The sequence below is a fragment of the uncultured Sphingomonas sp. genome, assembly GCF_964244265.1.
GTDB lineage: Bacteria > Pseudomonadota > Alphaproteobacteria > Sphingomonadales > Sphingomonadaceae > Sphingomonas.
This window is the reverse complement of sequence record NZ_CAXTHV010000007.1, coordinates 1-14,629: the sequence shown is the minus strand read 5'-3', so window position 1 is coordinate 14,629 and position 14,629 is coordinate 1. Positions and strand designations below refer to the sequence as shown.

Annotated in this window: 15 protein-coding genes and 1 tRNA gene; 7 read left to right on the top strand and 9 right to left on the bottom strand. The window is 67.0% G+C overall.

The genetic code is table 11. The annotated features are described in order from the left end of the window. Window positions 1-14: 14 nt before the first annotated feature. The 3 genes from ACFE7K_RS04115 to ACFE7K_RS04105 all read right to left on the bottom strand — a co-directional run bounded on the left by ACFE7K_RS04115 (window position 15) and on the right by ACFE7K_RS04105 (window position 2,796). A complete protein-coding gene (locus ACFE7K_RS04115; protein ID WP_375396895.1) occupies window positions 15-1,250 on the bottom strand; it encodes a DUF3419 family protein in 1,236 nt (411 codons plus the stop codon). A 273-nt stretch (window positions 1,251-1,523) separates the two neighbouring features. Continuing rightward, window positions 1,524-2,246, bottom strand: a complete 723-nt coding sequence (locus ACFE7K_RS04110) for an anti-sigma factor domain-containing protein (protein WP_375396894.1) — start codon at window positions 2,244-2,246, stop codon at window positions 1,524-1,526. Continuing rightward, window positions 2,236-2,796, bottom strand: coding sequence for a sigma-70 family RNA polymerase sigma factor (locus ACFE7K_RS04105; protein ID WP_375396893.1), 561 nt, complete (start codon window positions 2,794-2,796; stop codon window positions 2,236-2,238). Before ACFE7K_RS04105 ends, ACFE7K_RS04110 begins: the two co-directional genes overlap by 11 nt. Before the next feature lie 235 nt (window positions 2,797-3,031). Here ACFE7K_RS04105 and glyA point away from each other — a divergent pair, with 235 nt between their 5' ends. From glyA to nrdR, 3 genes are read left to right on the top strand one after another with little or no spacing between them, the layout of a single operon-like run. Beyond that, window positions 3,032-4,345, top strand: a complete 1,314-nt coding sequence (glyA, locus tag ACFE7K_RS04100) for a serine hydroxymethyltransferase (protein ID WP_375396892.1) — start codon at window positions 3,032-3,034, stop codon at window positions 4,343-4,345. A gap of 1 nt (window position 4,346) precedes the next feature. Then, window positions 4,347-4,586 (top strand): hypothetical protein, encoded by a 240-nt coding sequence (locus ACFE7K_RS04095; RefSeq protein ID WP_375396891.1) that lies wholly within the window; start codon window positions 4,347-4,349, stop codon window positions 4,584-4,586. Window positions 4,587-4,592: 6 nt separating this feature from the next. After that, entirely contained in the window at window positions 4,593-5,075 is a 483-nt protein-coding gene (gene nrdR / locus ACFE7K_RS04090) for a transcriptional regulator NrdR (protein ID WP_375396890.1), read from the top strand. 27 nt (window positions 5,076-5,102) lie between these two features. Here the strand turns inward: nrdR and hemA are convergent, their stop codons facing one another. Then, a complete protein-coding gene (hemA, locus tag ACFE7K_RS04085; protein ID WP_375396889.1) occupies window positions 5,103-6,344 on the bottom strand; it encodes a 5-aminolevulinate synthase in 1,242 nt (413 codons plus the stop codon). 51 nt (window positions 6,345-6,395) lie between these two features. Further along, window positions 6,396-7,187 carry a glutamate racemase gene (gene murI / locus ACFE7K_RS04080; RefSeq protein ID WP_375396986.1) on the bottom strand — a complete coding sequence of 264 codons (792 nt, stop codon included), beginning with the start codon at window positions 7,185-7,187 and terminating at the stop codon, window positions 6,396-6,398. A gap of 159 nt (window positions 7,188-7,346) precedes the next feature. On the opposite strand from murI, the gene plsY reads away from it, so the two are divergent. Then, complete coding sequence (gene plsY / locus ACFE7K_RS04075; protein ID WP_375396888.1) at window positions 7,347-7,910, top strand: glycerol-3-phosphate 1-O-acyltransferase PlsY; 564 nt, start codon at window positions 7,347-7,349, stop codon at window positions 7,908-7,910. After that, window positions 7,903-9,015 (top strand): DNA-processing protein DprA, encoded by a 1,113-nt coding sequence (gene dprA / locus ACFE7K_RS04070; RefSeq protein WP_375396887.1) that lies wholly within the window; start codon window positions 7,903-7,905, stop codon window positions 9,013-9,015. Before plsY ends, dprA begins: the two co-directional genes overlap by 8 nt. Before the next feature lie 18 nt (window positions 9,016-9,033). On the opposite strand, the gene ACFE7K_RS04065 is transcribed toward dprA, so the two are convergent. Continuing rightward, complete coding sequence (locus ACFE7K_RS04065) at window positions 9,034-9,585, bottom strand: hypothetical protein (RefSeq protein ID WP_375396886.1); 552 nt, start codon at window positions 9,583-9,585, stop codon at window positions 9,034-9,036. Window positions 9,586-9,673: 88 nt separating this feature from the next. Here ACFE7K_RS04065 and topA point away from each other — a divergent pair, with 88 nt between their 5' ends. Next, window positions 9,674-12,256, top strand: a complete 2,583-nt coding sequence (gene topA, locus ACFE7K_RS04060) for a type I DNA topoisomerase (protein WP_375396885.1) — start codon at window positions 9,674-9,676, stop codon at window positions 12,254-12,256. 22 nt (window positions 12,257-12,278) lie between these two features. Here topA and ACFE7K_RS04055 read toward each other — a convergent pair whose 3' ends face one another. The 3 genes from ACFE7K_RS04055 to ACFE7K_RS04045 all read right to left on the bottom strand — a co-directional run bounded on the left by ACFE7K_RS04055 (window position 12,279) and on the right by ACFE7K_RS04045 (window position 14,089). Then, entirely contained in the window at window positions 12,279-12,482 is a 204-nt protein-coding gene (locus ACFE7K_RS04055; RefSeq protein WP_375396884.1) for a Trm112 family protein, read from the bottom strand. A gap of 64 nt (window positions 12,483-12,546) precedes the next feature. Beyond that, complete coding sequence (locus ACFE7K_RS04050) at window positions 12,547-13,161, bottom strand: LON peptidase substrate-binding domain-containing protein (RefSeq protein ID WP_375396883.1); 615 nt, start codon at window positions 13,159-13,161, stop codon at window positions 12,547-12,549. Window positions 13,162-13,192: 31 nt separating this feature from the next. Beyond that, window positions 13,193-14,089, bottom strand: coding sequence for a tetratricopeptide repeat protein (locus tag ACFE7K_RS04045; RefSeq protein WP_375396985.1), 897 nt, complete (start codon window positions 14,087-14,089; stop codon window positions 13,193-13,195). 161 nt (window positions 14,090-14,250) lie between these two features. On the opposite strand from ACFE7K_RS04045, the gene ACFE7K_RS04040 reads away from it, so the two are divergent. Further along, window positions 14,251-14,325: transfer RNA gene (locus ACFE7K_RS04040), tRNA-Gly, on the top strand. Window positions 14,326-14,629: the final 304 nt, after the last annotated feature.

The following is a 14,629-nucleotide window of genomic DNA, read 5'->3' as shown; positions in this document are numbered from 1 at the left end:
ATGGGGCTGGGCGCTCAGGCGGCGTCCTCCAGCACATAGAGATGGACGCCGCCATAGATCGACGATCGGTCGCGTCGGGTATAGTCGCGCGACGCCGCCGCCTCGTACCGCCACCGGCCGAGGATCGCGTCGGGCACCCGCCCGGGCAGGATGGTGGGCTGGCCGGCGGTGCGGAACAGGACGCGCGAGCCGGAACGCGCGGTGCGCGTGATCTCGCGCCACAGGTCGGTCAGTTGCGCGTCGGTCATCCAGTCCTGCGCGTCGAGCAGGATGTAGCGGTCGAGCGACGCGTCGGGCCGGCCATGCAGATACTCGGCGTAATTGGCGTGGAGGATCTCCATCCGATCGAGCCGGTCGACCACTTGCGCGTAATTTTCAGCCTGGAGATAAGGCGGCAGCGGTGCCCCGGGCCCGTCGCCATAACCGCGGCCAAATGCCTGCCACGCAAAATAATTGTCCTTCAGGTCGAAGTCGCAGGCCAGCTTCTCCAGCCGCTCGCGCAGCACCGTCGCCATCTTGGCGTCCCCGGCCAGCGCCTCATATTGCGCGGGTGGGATGCCCAGCCCGAACAGCGAGGCGGGCTGGTCAGTCAGCCAGCGAACGAACGCCTTGTCGAAGAACGGTGCGTATTCACGATCGAAGATCTCTCGCTGCTCCTCGACCGACACGGCCTTCAGGATGGCGCGGGGGTCAACGCCGTGCAGACGCGCGATGACATGCGCCGCGCCGATGAACCCACCCAGCAGCCCGCGCTTGTATAGACCACGCGCAAAACCGCCGATGCGGCGTCGGCCGATGACATCCCGGCTTTCCCAGTAACGCCGGGTCGGCTCGTCGAGATGCGGCCGGACATGGGCCTTGTACGCGGCCAGGTTCGCCTTGGAATTGGCCTGCCCGAAGAAGCGGTGGAAATGCTCGTAATCGGGCAGGTGACGCGCCGCGGCCAGCTTGAGCTTGTTCAGCGCGATGTGCGCGGTGTTGAGGTCCACCGCCGTAATCTTCGCGGGATTGGCCGTCAGGTAGCTCAGCGCATTGCACCCGCCCGACGCGATCGTGATCACATGGTTGTCGGGCTGGATGGCCAGCGCCTCCATGTCGACCGCCGGATCCTCCCAGATCTGGGCGTAAACCAGCCCGCGAAAGGCAAAGGTGAAGGCGCGTTCCAGGATGCCCTGTTTGGTCAGATGCTCGTGACGATGGACCGCCGCGCGAACGGCATTGTTCTTTTCGGTTCGGGCAGCAACGGCCATGGATCGATGTCCTGAAAGCGCGGGCCTTACCGTGCCGCGCCGTTCCGCGCTAGGCCATTCCCGTGCCGTTTTCGACACCGTCGGCGGGCAACGCGCTGGACCGAGCATGAACGCCATGTCGGTGCGGCCCGTCGGACGCGCAAGACGCCGACGGTCCGCACCTGGACGCCCTAGTTTAGAGGGGGGATAGGTCGCCCTGACGCCTTTGCAAGCAAGCTCCGCAGCTACGGGGCGAAAGCATCGCCGGATGCAGCATGAGCAGAGATTGTTGCCTCAGATCCGGGTCAGCGTACCGGCCGCAACAACCGCGCCGGTCGGCTGGCCGGTCGGCGAGCCACCCAGCGGCTCACGCGACACCGCCAGCTGCGCGCCGCGTGCCAGGTCGGCCCTGAGCGTACGCCCGACGACCAGAGCGGTGGCGCGGTCATGTGCCAGCAATCCCAAGGAACGCGGCTTGCCATCCACCGGGATCACCCACAATTCGGCATCGTGATCGCCGGCCATTGCGACCACGCCCGCCAGGCGCAGCGTACCGGCACCGGGATCATAGAGGGCGGCGATCGGCGCGCCATCCCCGCCGGTCGGCGCGATCACCGCCACCAGCGCCGGGGCCGAGCTTGACGCGGGCGTCGGTGCCGGGACCAACTTTGACGGCGTCCGCGCGACGACGACGACCAGCAGGCTGGCCGCGACCAGCGCCGCCGCCAGCGCCGCGCCGCGCCACAGGGCGACGGCGCGCGACGACAACGCCGCGACTCCCAGCCCCCCATCGTCGATGGCAGCGACGATGCGCGACCAAGCGGTGGCGGGCGCCGCCTGGTCAGGCCAATAAGCGAACAGGTCGGCAAAGCGCACGCGCCAGCCGTCTACGGTCAGGGCGAAATCGGGGTCGGCGAGCACGCGCCGCTGCGCCTCCGCCCTCTCCGCGCCATCGAGCAGCCCCAGCGCGAGCTCAGCGGCGACGACAGTCGACGAATCGTCGATGCTAGTCGCCACGATCGAGGCACTCCTTCAGTCTCATCAGTCCGCGGCGCACCCAGCTTTTCAGCGTGCCCAGCGGCACGTCTTGCCTGACTGCCAGCTCGGCATAAGTCGCCCCGTCGAAAAAGGCGTTGCGGATCGCACTGCGCGGCCGCTCTTCCAATTCATCCAGGCAATCGACGAGCCGGTGCGCGGTCTGGTCGGCGATGATCGTGTCGCTGGCCAGCGGCGACGCGTCGACCATCTCGGGCACGTCGTCCATCGCCACCCAGGCACGGCCATTGGCCCGCCGCCAGTCGATCGCGCGGTTGCGTGCGATCGTGGCCAGCCAGGTGATCGGACTAGCCCGACCCGGCTCGAAAGCGCCGGCACGGCGCCAGACGATTAGATATACTTCGTGCAACACATCCTCTGCGGCTTGACGGTCCGCGCAGATACGCAGGCAAATCCCGAAAAGCTTCGCCGAGGTGAGCCGGTACACGTCCCGGAACGCGACACGGTCCTGCTTGCCGGTAAGCATCAGCGCTTCGGTCAGTTGCGCGCGGGCCTCGGCAGGATTGGTCATCGTCCAACCCTAGCCCGGCGACCAGTGTCGCGGCAATGTCTAGCGTCGGTCAGGCACCGACGCGGCGATTGGCCACGCCGATGCCTCACAGTGAGGGTAGCGCAACCGCCTGATGGAGCGTAAGGAACAAGCGGAGAGCGCCGGGAGAGCAGCCTTGCGTTCGGACGCTCCACGCCGCGGCGGCTCGCCTCCGGCATCGGATCGATGTGCTCGCCAGCCAGTCAAGGAACCTCGCATGAGTACAAACCCGGCCGCGCTCCATGACGTCCAGCCGGACGGCTTCTTCACTCGTGACCTGGCCGAAGCCGACCCCGCCGTATTTGCCGGCATCGCGCACGAGCTGGCCCGCGAACAGGACCAGATCGAGCTGATCGCGAGCGAGAACATCGTGTCGAAGGCGGTTCTGGCTGCGCAGGGTTCGGTATTCACCAACAAATATGCAGAAGGGTATCCCGGCAAACGTTATTACCAAGGGTGCCACCCCTCTGACGAGGTCGAGCAGCTCGCAATCGACCGGGCCAAGAGCCTGTTCGATTGCGGCTTCGCCAACGTCCAGCCGCATTCGGGGGCGCAGGCGAACGGCGCGGTGATGCTCGCGCTGACCAGGCCGGGCGACACGATCATGGGGCTGAGCCTGGATGCCGGCGGGCACCTGACGCATGGCGCGAAGGCGGCGATGAGCGGCAAGTGGTTCAACGCGGTCCAATATGGCGTCGACCCCGATACCCACCTGATCGACTTCGACCAGGTCGAGCGGCTGGCCAGGGAGCATCGGCCCAAGCTGGTTATCACCGGTGGATCGGCCTATCCGCGGGCAATCGACTTCGCTCGTTTCCGTGCGATCGCCGACGAGGTCGGCGCGCTGTTCATGGTCGACATGGCGCATTTCGCGGGGCTGGTCGCGGGCGGCGTCCACCCCACCCCGTTCGGCCACGCGCACGTCGTCACCACCACTACGCACAAGACGCTGCGCGGTCCGCGCGGCGGCATGGTCATGACCGATGACGAGGCCATCGCCAAGAAGATCAACTCGGCGGTATTCCCCGGGTTGCAGGGCGGGCCGCTGATGCACGTCATCGCCGCCAAGGCGGTCGCTTTTGGCGAGGCGCTCCAGCCCGACTTCAAATCCTATGCTGCGGCGATCATCGCCAATGCCAAGGTCTTGGCGGCGACTCTAAAGGAGCGCGGCTGCAATCTCGTCTCCGGCGGCACCGACACGCATTTGGCGCTGGTCGATCTGACCCCGCTCGGCGTCACCGGCAAGGATGCGGACGAGGCGCTGGAGCGGGCCGGCATCACCTGCAACAAGAACGGCATCCCCAACGATCCGCTGCCCCCGGTCAAGACCAGCGGCATCCGCGTCGGCAGCCCGGCCGGCACCACGCGCGGCTTTGGCCCCGGCGAGTTTCGCGAGATCGGCCACATGGTCGCCGACGTGCTCGACGGCCTGGCAAAAAATGGTGAACAAGGCGATGCCCAGGTAGAAAAGACTGTGCGTGAGCGTGTTAGTACGCTATGTCACCGGTTCCCGATTTATCCGGAGAAGTGACATGGACGAGCAGCCGAAAAAGACCACCTTTGAAGACACCGTGCGCGCGGTAGGCGACGATGTCACCGATCTGCTGGACAGCGCGGTCGACCATACGGCGAAGTTTCTCGGCGGCGAGAACGGCAACAAGCTGGTCGGCGGTGCGGCGGTCGGCGCGCTGGCGGCGATTGTTTTGCCGATCTCGCTGCTCGGCGGTGCGTTGCTCGGCTTGGGCTATGCCGCGCTGCGAAAGAACCAATAGGTACGCATGCGGTGCCCCTTTTGCGGCCATGAGGACAGCCAGGTAAAGGATTCGCGGCCGACCGACGATGGCGCCGCGATCCGCCGCCGTCGCCAGTGCGAAGGCTGCGCGGCGCGCTTCACGACGTTCGAACGCATCCAGCTGCGCGAGCTGGTCGTCCTCAAGAGCGAGGGATCGGGCGGGCTGCGCCGCGAGCCGTTTGATCGCGACAAGCTGATGCGGTCCATCGCGATCGCCACGCGCAAGCGCCCGATCGAAGCGCTGAGGATCGAGAAGCTGGCGTCTGGCATCCAGCGCCAGCTCGAAACACTGGGCGATTCCGAAATATCGTCGAAGCTGATCGGTGAAATGGTGATGGAGGGGCTGAAGAGCCTCGATTCAGTGGCCTATATCCGATTCGCCAGCGTCTATCGCGATTTCGGCGAAGCAAAGGATTTCGAGGAATTCGCCGGAAACGTGAGTGAAATCGGCGGCAAGCCTGCACCCTAGCCCCCTGCTTGACACGGAGAGAAACGGCTACGCCGCCTTGCGCAATTCAAGTCGGCCCCAGATCTCGACCAGCGCATCGGTCAGGTCGCGCATCATCGCGGGCGTGTGCGCCGGGCCTGGCGTGAAGCGCAGACGTTCGGTGCCGCGCGGCACGGTGGGATAGTTGATCGGCTGGACGTAGATGCCGTATTCGGCGAGCAGGATGTCGCTGATCCGCTTTGCCTTGACGGGATCGCCGACCATCACCGGCACGATGTGCGTATTGCCCGACATGATCGGCAGGCCGGCATCCGTCAGCATCGTTTTCAGCATCGCCGCCATGGCCTGCTGGCTGTCGCGTTCCGCGGTCGATGCCTTCAAGTGGCGAACGCTGGCCAGCACCCCGGCGACCAATACGGGCGACAGGCTGGTGGTGAAGATGAAGCCCGGAGCATAACTGCGGATGACGTCGATGATGGTCTGGTCGGCAGCGACATAGCCGCCCATTACGCCGAACGCCTTGCCCAGCGTGCCTTCGATGATGGTCAGGCGATGCGCCACGCCGTCACGTTCACTGATTCCGCCGCCGCGCGGGCCGTACATCCCGACCGCGTGCACCTCGTCGAGATAGGTCAGCGCATTGTACTTGTCGGCAAGGTCGCAAATGCTGGCCAGGGGAGCAATATCGCCCTCCATTGAATAAACGCTCTCGAACGCGATCAGCTTGGGCAGCAAAGGGTCTTCGGCCGCCAGCAACTCCTCGAGATGATCAAGGTCATTGTGGCGGAAAACGCGCTTCTCGCATCCCGAATTGCGGATGCCCGCGATCATCGACGCATGGTTCAGCACGTCGGAGAAGATCACGCATCCAGGCAGGACCTTGCCCAGCGTCGACAGCGTCGCGTCGTTCGAGACATAGCCGCTGGTGAACAACAACGCGCCCTGCTTGCCGTGCAGGTCGGCGAGTTCCTGTTCCAGGTCGATATGGTAATGCGTGTTGCCGCCGATGTTGCGTGTGCCGCCCGATCCCGCGCCGACATCGTGCAGCGCATCCTCCATCGCCGCGATCACCCTGGGATGCTGGCCCATCGCGAGATAGTCGTTCGAGCACCAGACGGTGATCGGCTTGGGGCCGTTGTGGCCGGCGAAGCAGCGCGCATTTGGATAAACGCCCTTGTTGCGCAGGATGTCGATGAACACCCGATAGCGTCCCTCGGCATGAAGCCGGTCGATTGCCTGGGTGAAAACCCGCGAATAGTCGATCGCACGCGCAGGGGCGGTAGCCTTCATGATTTTCGCCCGATAGCGCGCGCAGCCGATGATTTCCACGACGAAATGGGCCTAAAGCGCCTCGACCTGCAGGAGGCCATAGCCGGCCAGCGCCGGCGCCAACGCATCGCTGGCGGCATCACGACGCGTGAACACGGCGCGGCCCGATGGGGTTGCCGGCCATTCCTGTCCGTGGGTCAGCGTCGCCACGCGCCGCGCGATCCCCGCCGCGCCGTCGACAAAGCGCACCGGATGCGGGGCGGCACGGGCCAGCGCGTCGGCCACCAGGGGAAAGTGAGTGCAGGCGTTGACCACCACGTCGATCGCGTCACCACCCGGCTGGTCAAACAGCCCCGCGACCGCCGAGCGATAGGAATCGAGCGCGATCGCCTCGCCGCGCAGCTTTGCCTCGGCCAGCTCGACCAGCGCCGCCGAGCCGTGCCGCAACACCTGGCAATCGGCGGCGAATCGCGCCGCGAGATCGTCGACATAGGGCTGGCGCACCGTCGCCTGCGTCCCGAGCACACCGATCGTCCGCGTCCGGCTGAGCGCGGCGGCGGGCTTGATCGCGGGCACCGTCCCGACCACCGCGACGTCGAGCGCGGCGCGCACCGCGGCCAGCGCGATGGTCGAGGCGGTGTTGCACGCCACGACGATGAGTCGCGGATCATACCGCTCGGCGAGCCGCCCGAGCAAGGCGGGCACCCGCGCCGCGATTTCCGCTTCGGGGCGGACGCCATAGGGAAAACCGGCCGAATCGGCGACATAGACCATTGATGCCCGAGGCAGCAGCAGGCGGATGGCGCCCAGGACCGACAGTCCGCCGACCCCGGAATCGAACACCATCAGCGGCCGGTCGTCCATCGCCCGGACCTGTAGGGCCGGGGCGATCACGGCGCAACGACCGGGGTGCGCCCTAACACGGATCAAGTAGCGCAGGAAAATCGTATCGGCTATGTTCCGAACGGAACGGGGGGTTGATTGGCTACCGAACATTTGTGGGCCGCGCCCGCGGGGGCGACGATGGCAGGCTATTTGCTGGGATCGCTTCCTTTCGGCGTCATCCTGACCGGCTTGGCGGGCGCGGGTGATCCGCGCAGCATCGGATCGGGCAATATCGGTGCGACCAACGTCCTGCGCAGCGGGCACAAGGGGCTGGCGGCGGCCACGCTCCTGCTCGATCTCGGCAAGGGCTGGCTGGCGGTATGGCTGGCGGGCCGGCTGTTCGGCGGACATGTTGTCCCGGCCGCGGCCGCCGTATTGCTCGGCCACCTCTATCCGGTCTGGCTCGGTTTCCGGGGGGGCAAGGGTGTGGCGACGTTGATGGGCATCGTGCTTGGCCTCTACTGGCCGCTGGCATTGGTGTTCGCCATCGTCTGGCTGGGCTTGCTGGCGGCGTTCCACATCTCGTCGATCGCCGGGACGTCGGCGGCGATCTCGGCGCCGGTTACAGCGGCGCTGTTCGGGCTGTTCGAATATGTCCTGTTGCTGCTCGCGCTGGCGTTGCTGGTGCTCTGGAAGCACCGCGCCAATCTCGAGCGGTTGATCAAGGGCATCGAGCCGCGCATTGGCGCCGATAGTGGCTGACGACGGTCGCGTCGCACGGCTGCGCCTGATCCGTACGCCGACAATCGGCCCGGTCACCTGGTGCGCGCTGATCGCGCGGTTCGGCAGCGCCCAGGCGGCGATCGATGCCCTTCCCGATCTGGCCGCGCGCGGCGGCGGGCGCGCGCCGCGCATCGCCGATCGCGGGGCGATCGAGCGCGAGATCGCCACGACCGAGCGGCTCGGCGCGCGCTATCTGTTCATCGACGATCCCGATTATCCACCGCTCCTCGCCGAACTCGACAATGCGCCGGTGGCGGTGACGCTGCGCGGCGACCTGGCGCTGGCCGGGCGGACGGTGGTGGCGATGGTCGGCGCGCGCAACGCGTCGGCCGCCGCCTGCCGCTTCGCCCGCGGGCTGGCGGCGGACCTGGGCCACGAGGGTATCGTGGTGGCATCAGGGCTGGCGCGCGGGCTGGATACCGCAGCGCATCAGGGGTCGCTGGCGACCGGGACGATCGGGGTGATCGCCAGCGGCATCGACATCGCCTTCCCGCCAGAGAATCGCGAGTTGCAGGAGCGGGTTGCCGATGAAGGCCTGTTGATCGCCGAACAACCACCCGGGTCCGAGCCGCTGGCGCGCAACTTCCCCCACCGCAATCGCGTGATCGCCGGGCTCGCGGTCGGCACCGTGGTCGTCGAAGCGGCGCCCCGATCGGGATCGCTGATCACCGCACGGCTGGCGGGTGAGGCAGGGCGTGACGTCATGGCGGTGCCGGGCAGCCCCCTCGACCCGCGGACGCAGGGCTGCAACCAGCTGATCCGTGACGGCGCGACATTGGTCCAGTCCGCCGCCGACGTGATCGAGGCGATCCGCCCCATCGACACACGGATGGTGCGCAGCCCGGTATCGCGGTTCGATCCGGGGCGGTTCGATCCGGGGCGGTTCGACTCGGGAGGATCGGCGGAGCCCGAGGAAAGCGACCGGCGCGCGATCATCGGACTGCTCGGCCCGGCGCCGGTGGCGATCGACGAGTTGATCCGCCAATCGGATCTGGCGCCGGCGATCGTCGCCATGGCCTTGCTCGAACTCGAACTCGCCGGCCGGCTGGATCGCCATGCCGGAGGGCGGGTCAGCCTGGGTTGAGGGGGGAGGAGGCGCGGCTCACGGTTGCCTTGCGCAGGCGGGGTCGATCGCCGGGCACAGCCTGACCGTCGCCAGATAGGCGCGCGCGGTCTCCGCCTCGGCCGCGCTCGGCACGTGGCGGAAGGCATATTGCACCGAATGCAGGTCGTTGGCGCCCAGCACGACGCGCGCGAAGAACGTCTCGGGCTTGCCGGTTTGGGCGTTGAGCGGGCAGTCGGCGCGCATCGTCGCGGTGCGACGGTTATGCTCGGCACCCTCGATGATGGCGCTGGCGGTGGCGCCGGGACAATCCTGGACGATCCCGGTCTTCATCCGCTCCAGCAGCCCCCGCGCGCCGAGCGGCGCCGCGCCGGCAAATCGCTGGACGCTGATCATCCGCGTCCAGTCGGCAACGGTCTCGCCGGTCGGCACGCGTTCCTCGACGGCATTGCCGCCGCGGATCGCACGATAGCCGACGATGAAGCCGGCCGGCATCGGCGCGACGATCCATTCGGCAGCGCCGACAGCCGCTGTCGCCCCGGTTGCCGCCATTGCCGTCGCCAGTACCGCTAGCGCTTGCCGCCGCATCATCCCATCTCCTGAATCGACCACGGAGATTGACACGCCCCCCGCCCCTTTTCACCCTCGCGCGTACACGTAGGGACAAGTCCGACCGCTTATGCAACTCGTCATCGTCGAATCGCCTGCCAAGGCCAAGACCATCGAGAAATATCTCGGCGCCGATTATCGCGTGCTCGCGAGCTATGGCCATGTCCGCGATTTACCGCCCAAGGACGGGTCGGTCGATCCCGATGACGGTTTTGCGATGGATTGGGAGAATTATGCCGACAAGGCCAAGCAGCTGAAGGCCATCACCGACGAGGCCAAGAAGGCCGATCGGCTGATCCTGGCGACCGACCCCGACCGCGAGGGCGAAGCGATTTCGTGGCACGTCCAGGAAGTGCTGCGCGGGCGCAAGGCGCTGCCTAAGGCGGTCGAGCGAGTCACGTTCAACGCGATCACCAAGGCCACCGTTACCGAGGCGATGAAGCATCCGCGCGCGCTCGACGAGGATCTGATCGACGCGTACCGCGCACGCCGCGCGCTCGACTATCTGGTGGGTTTCACGCTTTCGCCGGTGCTGTGGCGCAAGCTGCCCGGCGCCAAGTCGGCGGGACGGGTGCAATCGGTCGCGCTGCGCCTGATCGTCGGTCGCGAGCGCGAGATCGAGGCATTCGTCGCGCAGGAATATTGGTCGGTCGCAGCGCTCCTGGAACAGGACGGCACGCCGTTCACCGCGCGGCTGGTCAAATGGAACGGGGACAAGATCGACCGTCTGACGATCGGTAGGGAAGGCGATGCGATGCGCGCCAAGGCCGATGTCGAGAACGGGCGCTTTACCGTCCGTTCGGTCGAGACCAAACCCGCGACACGCAACCCGCCGCCGCCCTTCACCACCTCGACGCTGCAGCAGGAAGCGGCGCGCAAGCTGGGCTTCTCGGCCAGCCACACCATGCGGATCGCGCAAGGGCTCTACGAGGACGGCGCGATCACCTACATGCGTACCGACGGCGTCCAGATGGACGGCTCGGCGATCTCGGCGGCCCGCCACGCCATCACCGACCGCTATGACGCCGGCTACGTCCCCGACAAGCCGCGGCTGTACCAGACCAAGGCCAAGAACGCGCAGGAAGCGCACGAGGCGATCCGCCCGACCGATTTCGCCAGGGACCGCGCCGGGTCGGGCGACCATAAGCGGCTGTACGAGCTGATCTGGAAGCGCGCGATGGCGAGCCAGATGGCGTCGGCGCGGATGGAGCGCACGACGATCGACCTGGCCGACGGCACCGGCCGCCACGGGCTGCGCGCGACGGGCCAGGTGGTGATCTTCCCCGGCTATCTCGCCTTGTACGAGGAAGGCACCGACGACGTTTTTGCTGGCGGCTCCGGCAAAAATGCCGACACCGGTGAGGACGAAGACGGCCGCCGCCTCCCTCGCCTGCGCGACGGCGACGTGCCGGCCAACCGCGAGGTGACCGCCGAGCAGCATTTCACCCAACCGCCGCCGCGTTTTTCGGAGGCGTCGCTGGTCAAGCGCCTCGAGGAGCTCGGCATCGGGCGCCCCTCTACCTATGCATCGATCATCCAGACGCTGAAGGACCGCGTCTATGTCCGCATCGAGAAGAACCGCTTCTTCGCCGAGGAGAGCGGCCGGCTGGTGACGGCGTTCCTCGAGCGTTTCTTCGAGAAATATGTCAGCTTCGACTTCACCGCGGGTCTCGAGGACGAGCTCGACGAGGTATCGGGGGGGCGCGCGCAATGGCAAAAGGTGCTCGAGACGTTCTGGAAGGATTTCAAGCCGCGCACGACCGAAGTGATGGAGTTCAAGCCGTCCGAGGTCACCGCGCAGCTCGACCAGTTCCTCGCGCCCTATCTGTTTCCGGAAAAGGCCGATGGCGGCGACGCCCGGCTATGTCCCAATTGCGGCCAGGGCCAGCTCGCGCTGCGCGGGGGCAAGTTCGGTGCCTTCATCGCCTGCTCCAACTATCCCGAGTGCAAATATACCCGCCGCTTCGCCCAGGCCGGCGCCGAGAGCGAGGATACCGGGCCGGAGAGCCTGGGCAAGGATCCCGCGACCGGGCTGGAGGTCGAGCGCAAGACGGGACGGTTCGGACCCTATATCCAGCTCGGCGAGGGAAAGGAGGCCAAGCGCGCCTCGATCCCCAAGGACGTTCCCGAGCTTGATCTGGAATGGGCGTTGAAGCTTCTGAGCCTGCCGCGCGAGATCGGCGTGCATCCCGAGACGGCCAGGCCGATCACGGCCTCGATCGGGCGCTATGGCCCCTATCTGGCGCATGACGGCAAATATGCCCGGCTGCAATCGACCGCCGAGGTGTTCGAGACGGGGATGAACGCCGCCGTCGTCAAGCTGGCCGAGGCGGCGGCGAACGGCGGCCGCCCGGCGCGCGGCAGCCGCGAACCGCTCCGACTATTGGGCGCGCATCCCCGCACCCAGGCCGAGATCAGGCTGATGGAAGGCCGCTACGGCGCCTATGTCACCGACGGCGAGACGAACGCGACATTGCCCAAGTCGGCCGACAAAGACCAGCTGACGCTGGACGACGCCGCGCAATTGATCGACGCCCGCGCCGCCACGCCGTCGGTCAAGCCGGGCAGGGCGCCGGCGAAAAAGGCCGCGCGGAAGCCGGCGGCAAAGTCGGCCGCGGCTGGGAAACCGGCAAGGAAGGCAAAGACCCGATAGACGGATCGCCGTTCCGGCCACGTTACCGGGTGGACGGCGCCGCCAGGTCGCGCGGAGCATCGCCAATCCGCCGCGCCGCTTCGACCAGCAATATGGGCACGCCATCGCGGATCGGATAGGCGAGGCCCGCCTGGTCGGCGACCAGCTCGCCCGTGACCGCGTCGAACCGGAGCGGCATGCGCGTCACCGGGCATACCAGCCGCGCGAGCAACCAGTCGTCGATCACGGCGCCCGCGCTCCCGGCCGTGCTGTCACTGCCTGCGGTCACTGCCAACGGTCACTGCCCAAGGTCACTGCAACGTCACGCTGTCCTCACCGTCGTGGCGGCCGAAGAACTGCATGAGCTGGATGATCAGTTCGGATCGCTCGGCGAGATCAGGCGCCTCCAGCAGCGCCTGCTTGGCGGCGGCATCGAACGGCGCGATCTGGGCAATGCCGTTGACCAGCGCCTCGTCGTCGAGCCGCGAGACAGACTCCCAGTCGACCGCATAGCCCTGGGCATCGGCGAACCGCCGCGCCTCGTCTTCCAGCGCGGCGCGATGCCCCAGCGACAGCGTCGGCGTCGTATCGCCCGCCGGCGACAGCTCGGCCTCGACCTGGCGGAAGGGGGTGGCGACATCGAGCTCGCGCAGGATGCGGAACAAGGTCGTCCCCTCCAGCACGATGTTGTAGCGGCCGTCGTCGAGCGCCTCGACCTCGGCGATGCGGCCGACACAGCCGATGTCGAACAGCGGCGGGGTCGCGCCCGATCCGCGCGGCTGGACCATGCCGATGCGCCGGTCCCGCGCCATCGCGTCGGACACCATCGCGCGGTAGCGCGGTTCGAAGATGTGCAGCGGCAGGTGCATGCGCGGGAACAGCAACGCCCCCGCCAGCGGGAATACCGACAGCCGCGTCCCGCTCATGCCGGCATGCCGGTCGTGCGAACAGGGCCGGTCATGTGAACAGGATTGCCGACAGCCGCCGGCGTTGCGCGGACACCCACGGATCTTCGAGCCCGACCACCTCGAACAGCTTGAGGAGCTGTGCGCGCGCCGCGCCCTCGTGCCAGGCGCGATCCCGGGCGATGATCGCCAGCAGATTGTCGGCCGCCGAATCGCGATCGCCCGCCGCCATCTGGGCGTTGGCCAGCGCGTAACGCGGCTCGGGATCGTCGGGTGCCGCGTCGACCGCGGCGATCAGCGGGGCAAGGTCGTCGGCCGGCGGCGCGGTGCGCGCGAGGTCGACCGCGGCACGCGCGCGACCAATCTCGGGGGCCTTGACAATGGCCTCGGGCAGCGCCGCCAGCACCGCTTCGGCCTGGTCCAGGCGATCCGCCGCGACCAGCGCGCGGATCAGCCCCGACAGGATCGCCGGATGATCGGGCGCCATCTCGACCAGCTGATCAAAGATCGACGCGGCGCGGTCGGCATCGCCTTCAGCCAGCACCTGCTCGCCCATCGCGATCAACGGCTCGATCTCTGCCGCGGCATCTGCCGCCGGAGACCCGACGGGCAATTGCTTGAGCAGCTGGTCGAGAACGGTCTTCAGCTGCGTTTCGGTCCGCGCGTTGGTCAGGTCGGCTACCGGCTGGCCCTGGAACATCGCATAGACGGTGGGAATCGACCTGATCTGGAACTGCGCGGCGATGAACTGGTTCTTGTCGGTATCGATCTTGACCAGCACGACGCCCTTGTCGGCATAATCGGCGGCGACTTTTTCCAGGACCGGGCCCAGCGCCTTGCATGGCCCGCACCATTCGGCCCAGAAATCGAGGATGACCAGGCCGGTCATCGATGGTTCGACCACGTCGCGGCGGAATGCCTCGACGGATTCCTTCTCGGCGGCGGTCATGCCCAGGGTCGCCAATGCCATGTCCTTTCGTCTCGGCCCAAGCCCTTATGTGGGTGTGGCACCGCCCAAGCCAAGGCTTTTTGTCGGGTTGCGATGCGTACGGGCCGATGCTAGAGGCCCCGGCTTACCCGCCCGCGGCAACCGCGGCCGGAAGCGCCAGAGCGGGCGTAGCTCAGGGGTAGAGCACAACCTTGCCAAGGTTGGGGTCGAGGGTTCGAATCCCTTCGCCCGCTCCAACGTTTTCGCGATAAATCTCGCCTTCAGGCGGCTCTCGGGGCTACGTCGAGGGTTACGAGACCCTTCGGTCCGTTGGGGTGCTTTTCACCCATTTCGGCGACACTGGACCCGGTTCGTTCTCAATTGCTTCCCTGCATCGTTACTGCACTGTATCATCTGCGCCCAATAACAGGGTGAAGTGAATGACAGAGCGATGGTTGGGGGCTGACCGCCTCAAAAGACTCCGTGGTAATGGTCGATGCAGAGATACCTGAACCGCCCCGGGTTTGCCGGAGGCCATTGGTTGTGAGTCACGCCGCCATA

What these genes read in the sequence shown, in the direction of transcription:
- ACFE7K_RS04105 (WP_375396893.1), bottom strand. Translation starts at nt 2,796, where the DNA reads ATGACCAATCCTGCCGAGGCCCGCGCGCAACTGACCGAAGCGCTGATG.
- ACFE7K_RS04045 (WP_375396985.1), bottom strand. Translation starts at nt 14,089, where the DNA reads ATGACCGCCGCCGAGAAGGAATCCGTCGAGGCATTCCGCCGCGACGTG.
- ACFE7K_RS04095 (WP_375396891.1), top strand. Translation starts at nt 4,347, where the DNA reads ATGGACGAGCAGCCGAAAAAGACCACCTTTGAAGACACCGTGCGCGCG.
- ACFE7K_RS04050 (WP_375396883.1), bottom strand. Translation starts at nt 13,161, where the DNA reads ATGAGCGGGACGCGGCTGTCGGTATTCCCGCTGGCGGGGGCGTTGCTG.
- hemA (WP_375396889.1), bottom strand. Translation starts at nt 6,344, where the DNA reads ATGAAGGCTACCGCCCCTGCGCGTGCGATCGACTATTCGCGGGTTTTC.
- nrdR (WP_375396890.1), top strand. Translation starts at nt 4,593, where the DNA reads ATGCGGTGCCCCTTTTGCGGCCATGAGGACAGCCAGGTAAAGGATTCG.
- glyA (WP_375396892.1), top strand. Translation starts at nt 3,032, where the DNA reads ATGAGTACAAACCCGGCCGCGCTCCATGACGTCCAGCCGGACGGCTTC.
- murI (WP_375396986.1), bottom strand. Translation starts at nt 7,187, where the DNA reads ATGGACGACCGGCCGCTGATGGTGTTCGATTCCGGGGTCGGCGGACTG.
- ACFE7K_RS04065 (WP_375396886.1), bottom strand. Translation starts at nt 9,585, where the DNA reads ATGATGCGGCGGCAAGCGCTAGCGGTACTGGCGACGGCAATGGCGGCA.
- plsY (WP_375396888.1), top strand. Translation starts at nt 7,347, where the DNA reads ATGGCAGGCTATTTGCTGGGATCGCTTCCTTTCGGCGTCATCCTGACC.
- ACFE7K_RS04115 (WP_375396895.1), bottom strand. Translation starts at nt 1,250, where the DNA reads ATGGCCGTTGCTGCCCGAACCGAAAAGAACAATGCCGTTCGCGCGGCG.
- topA (WP_375396885.1), top strand. Translation starts at nt 9,674, where the DNA reads ATGCAACTCGTCATCGTCGAATCGCCTGCCAAGGCCAAGACCATCGAG.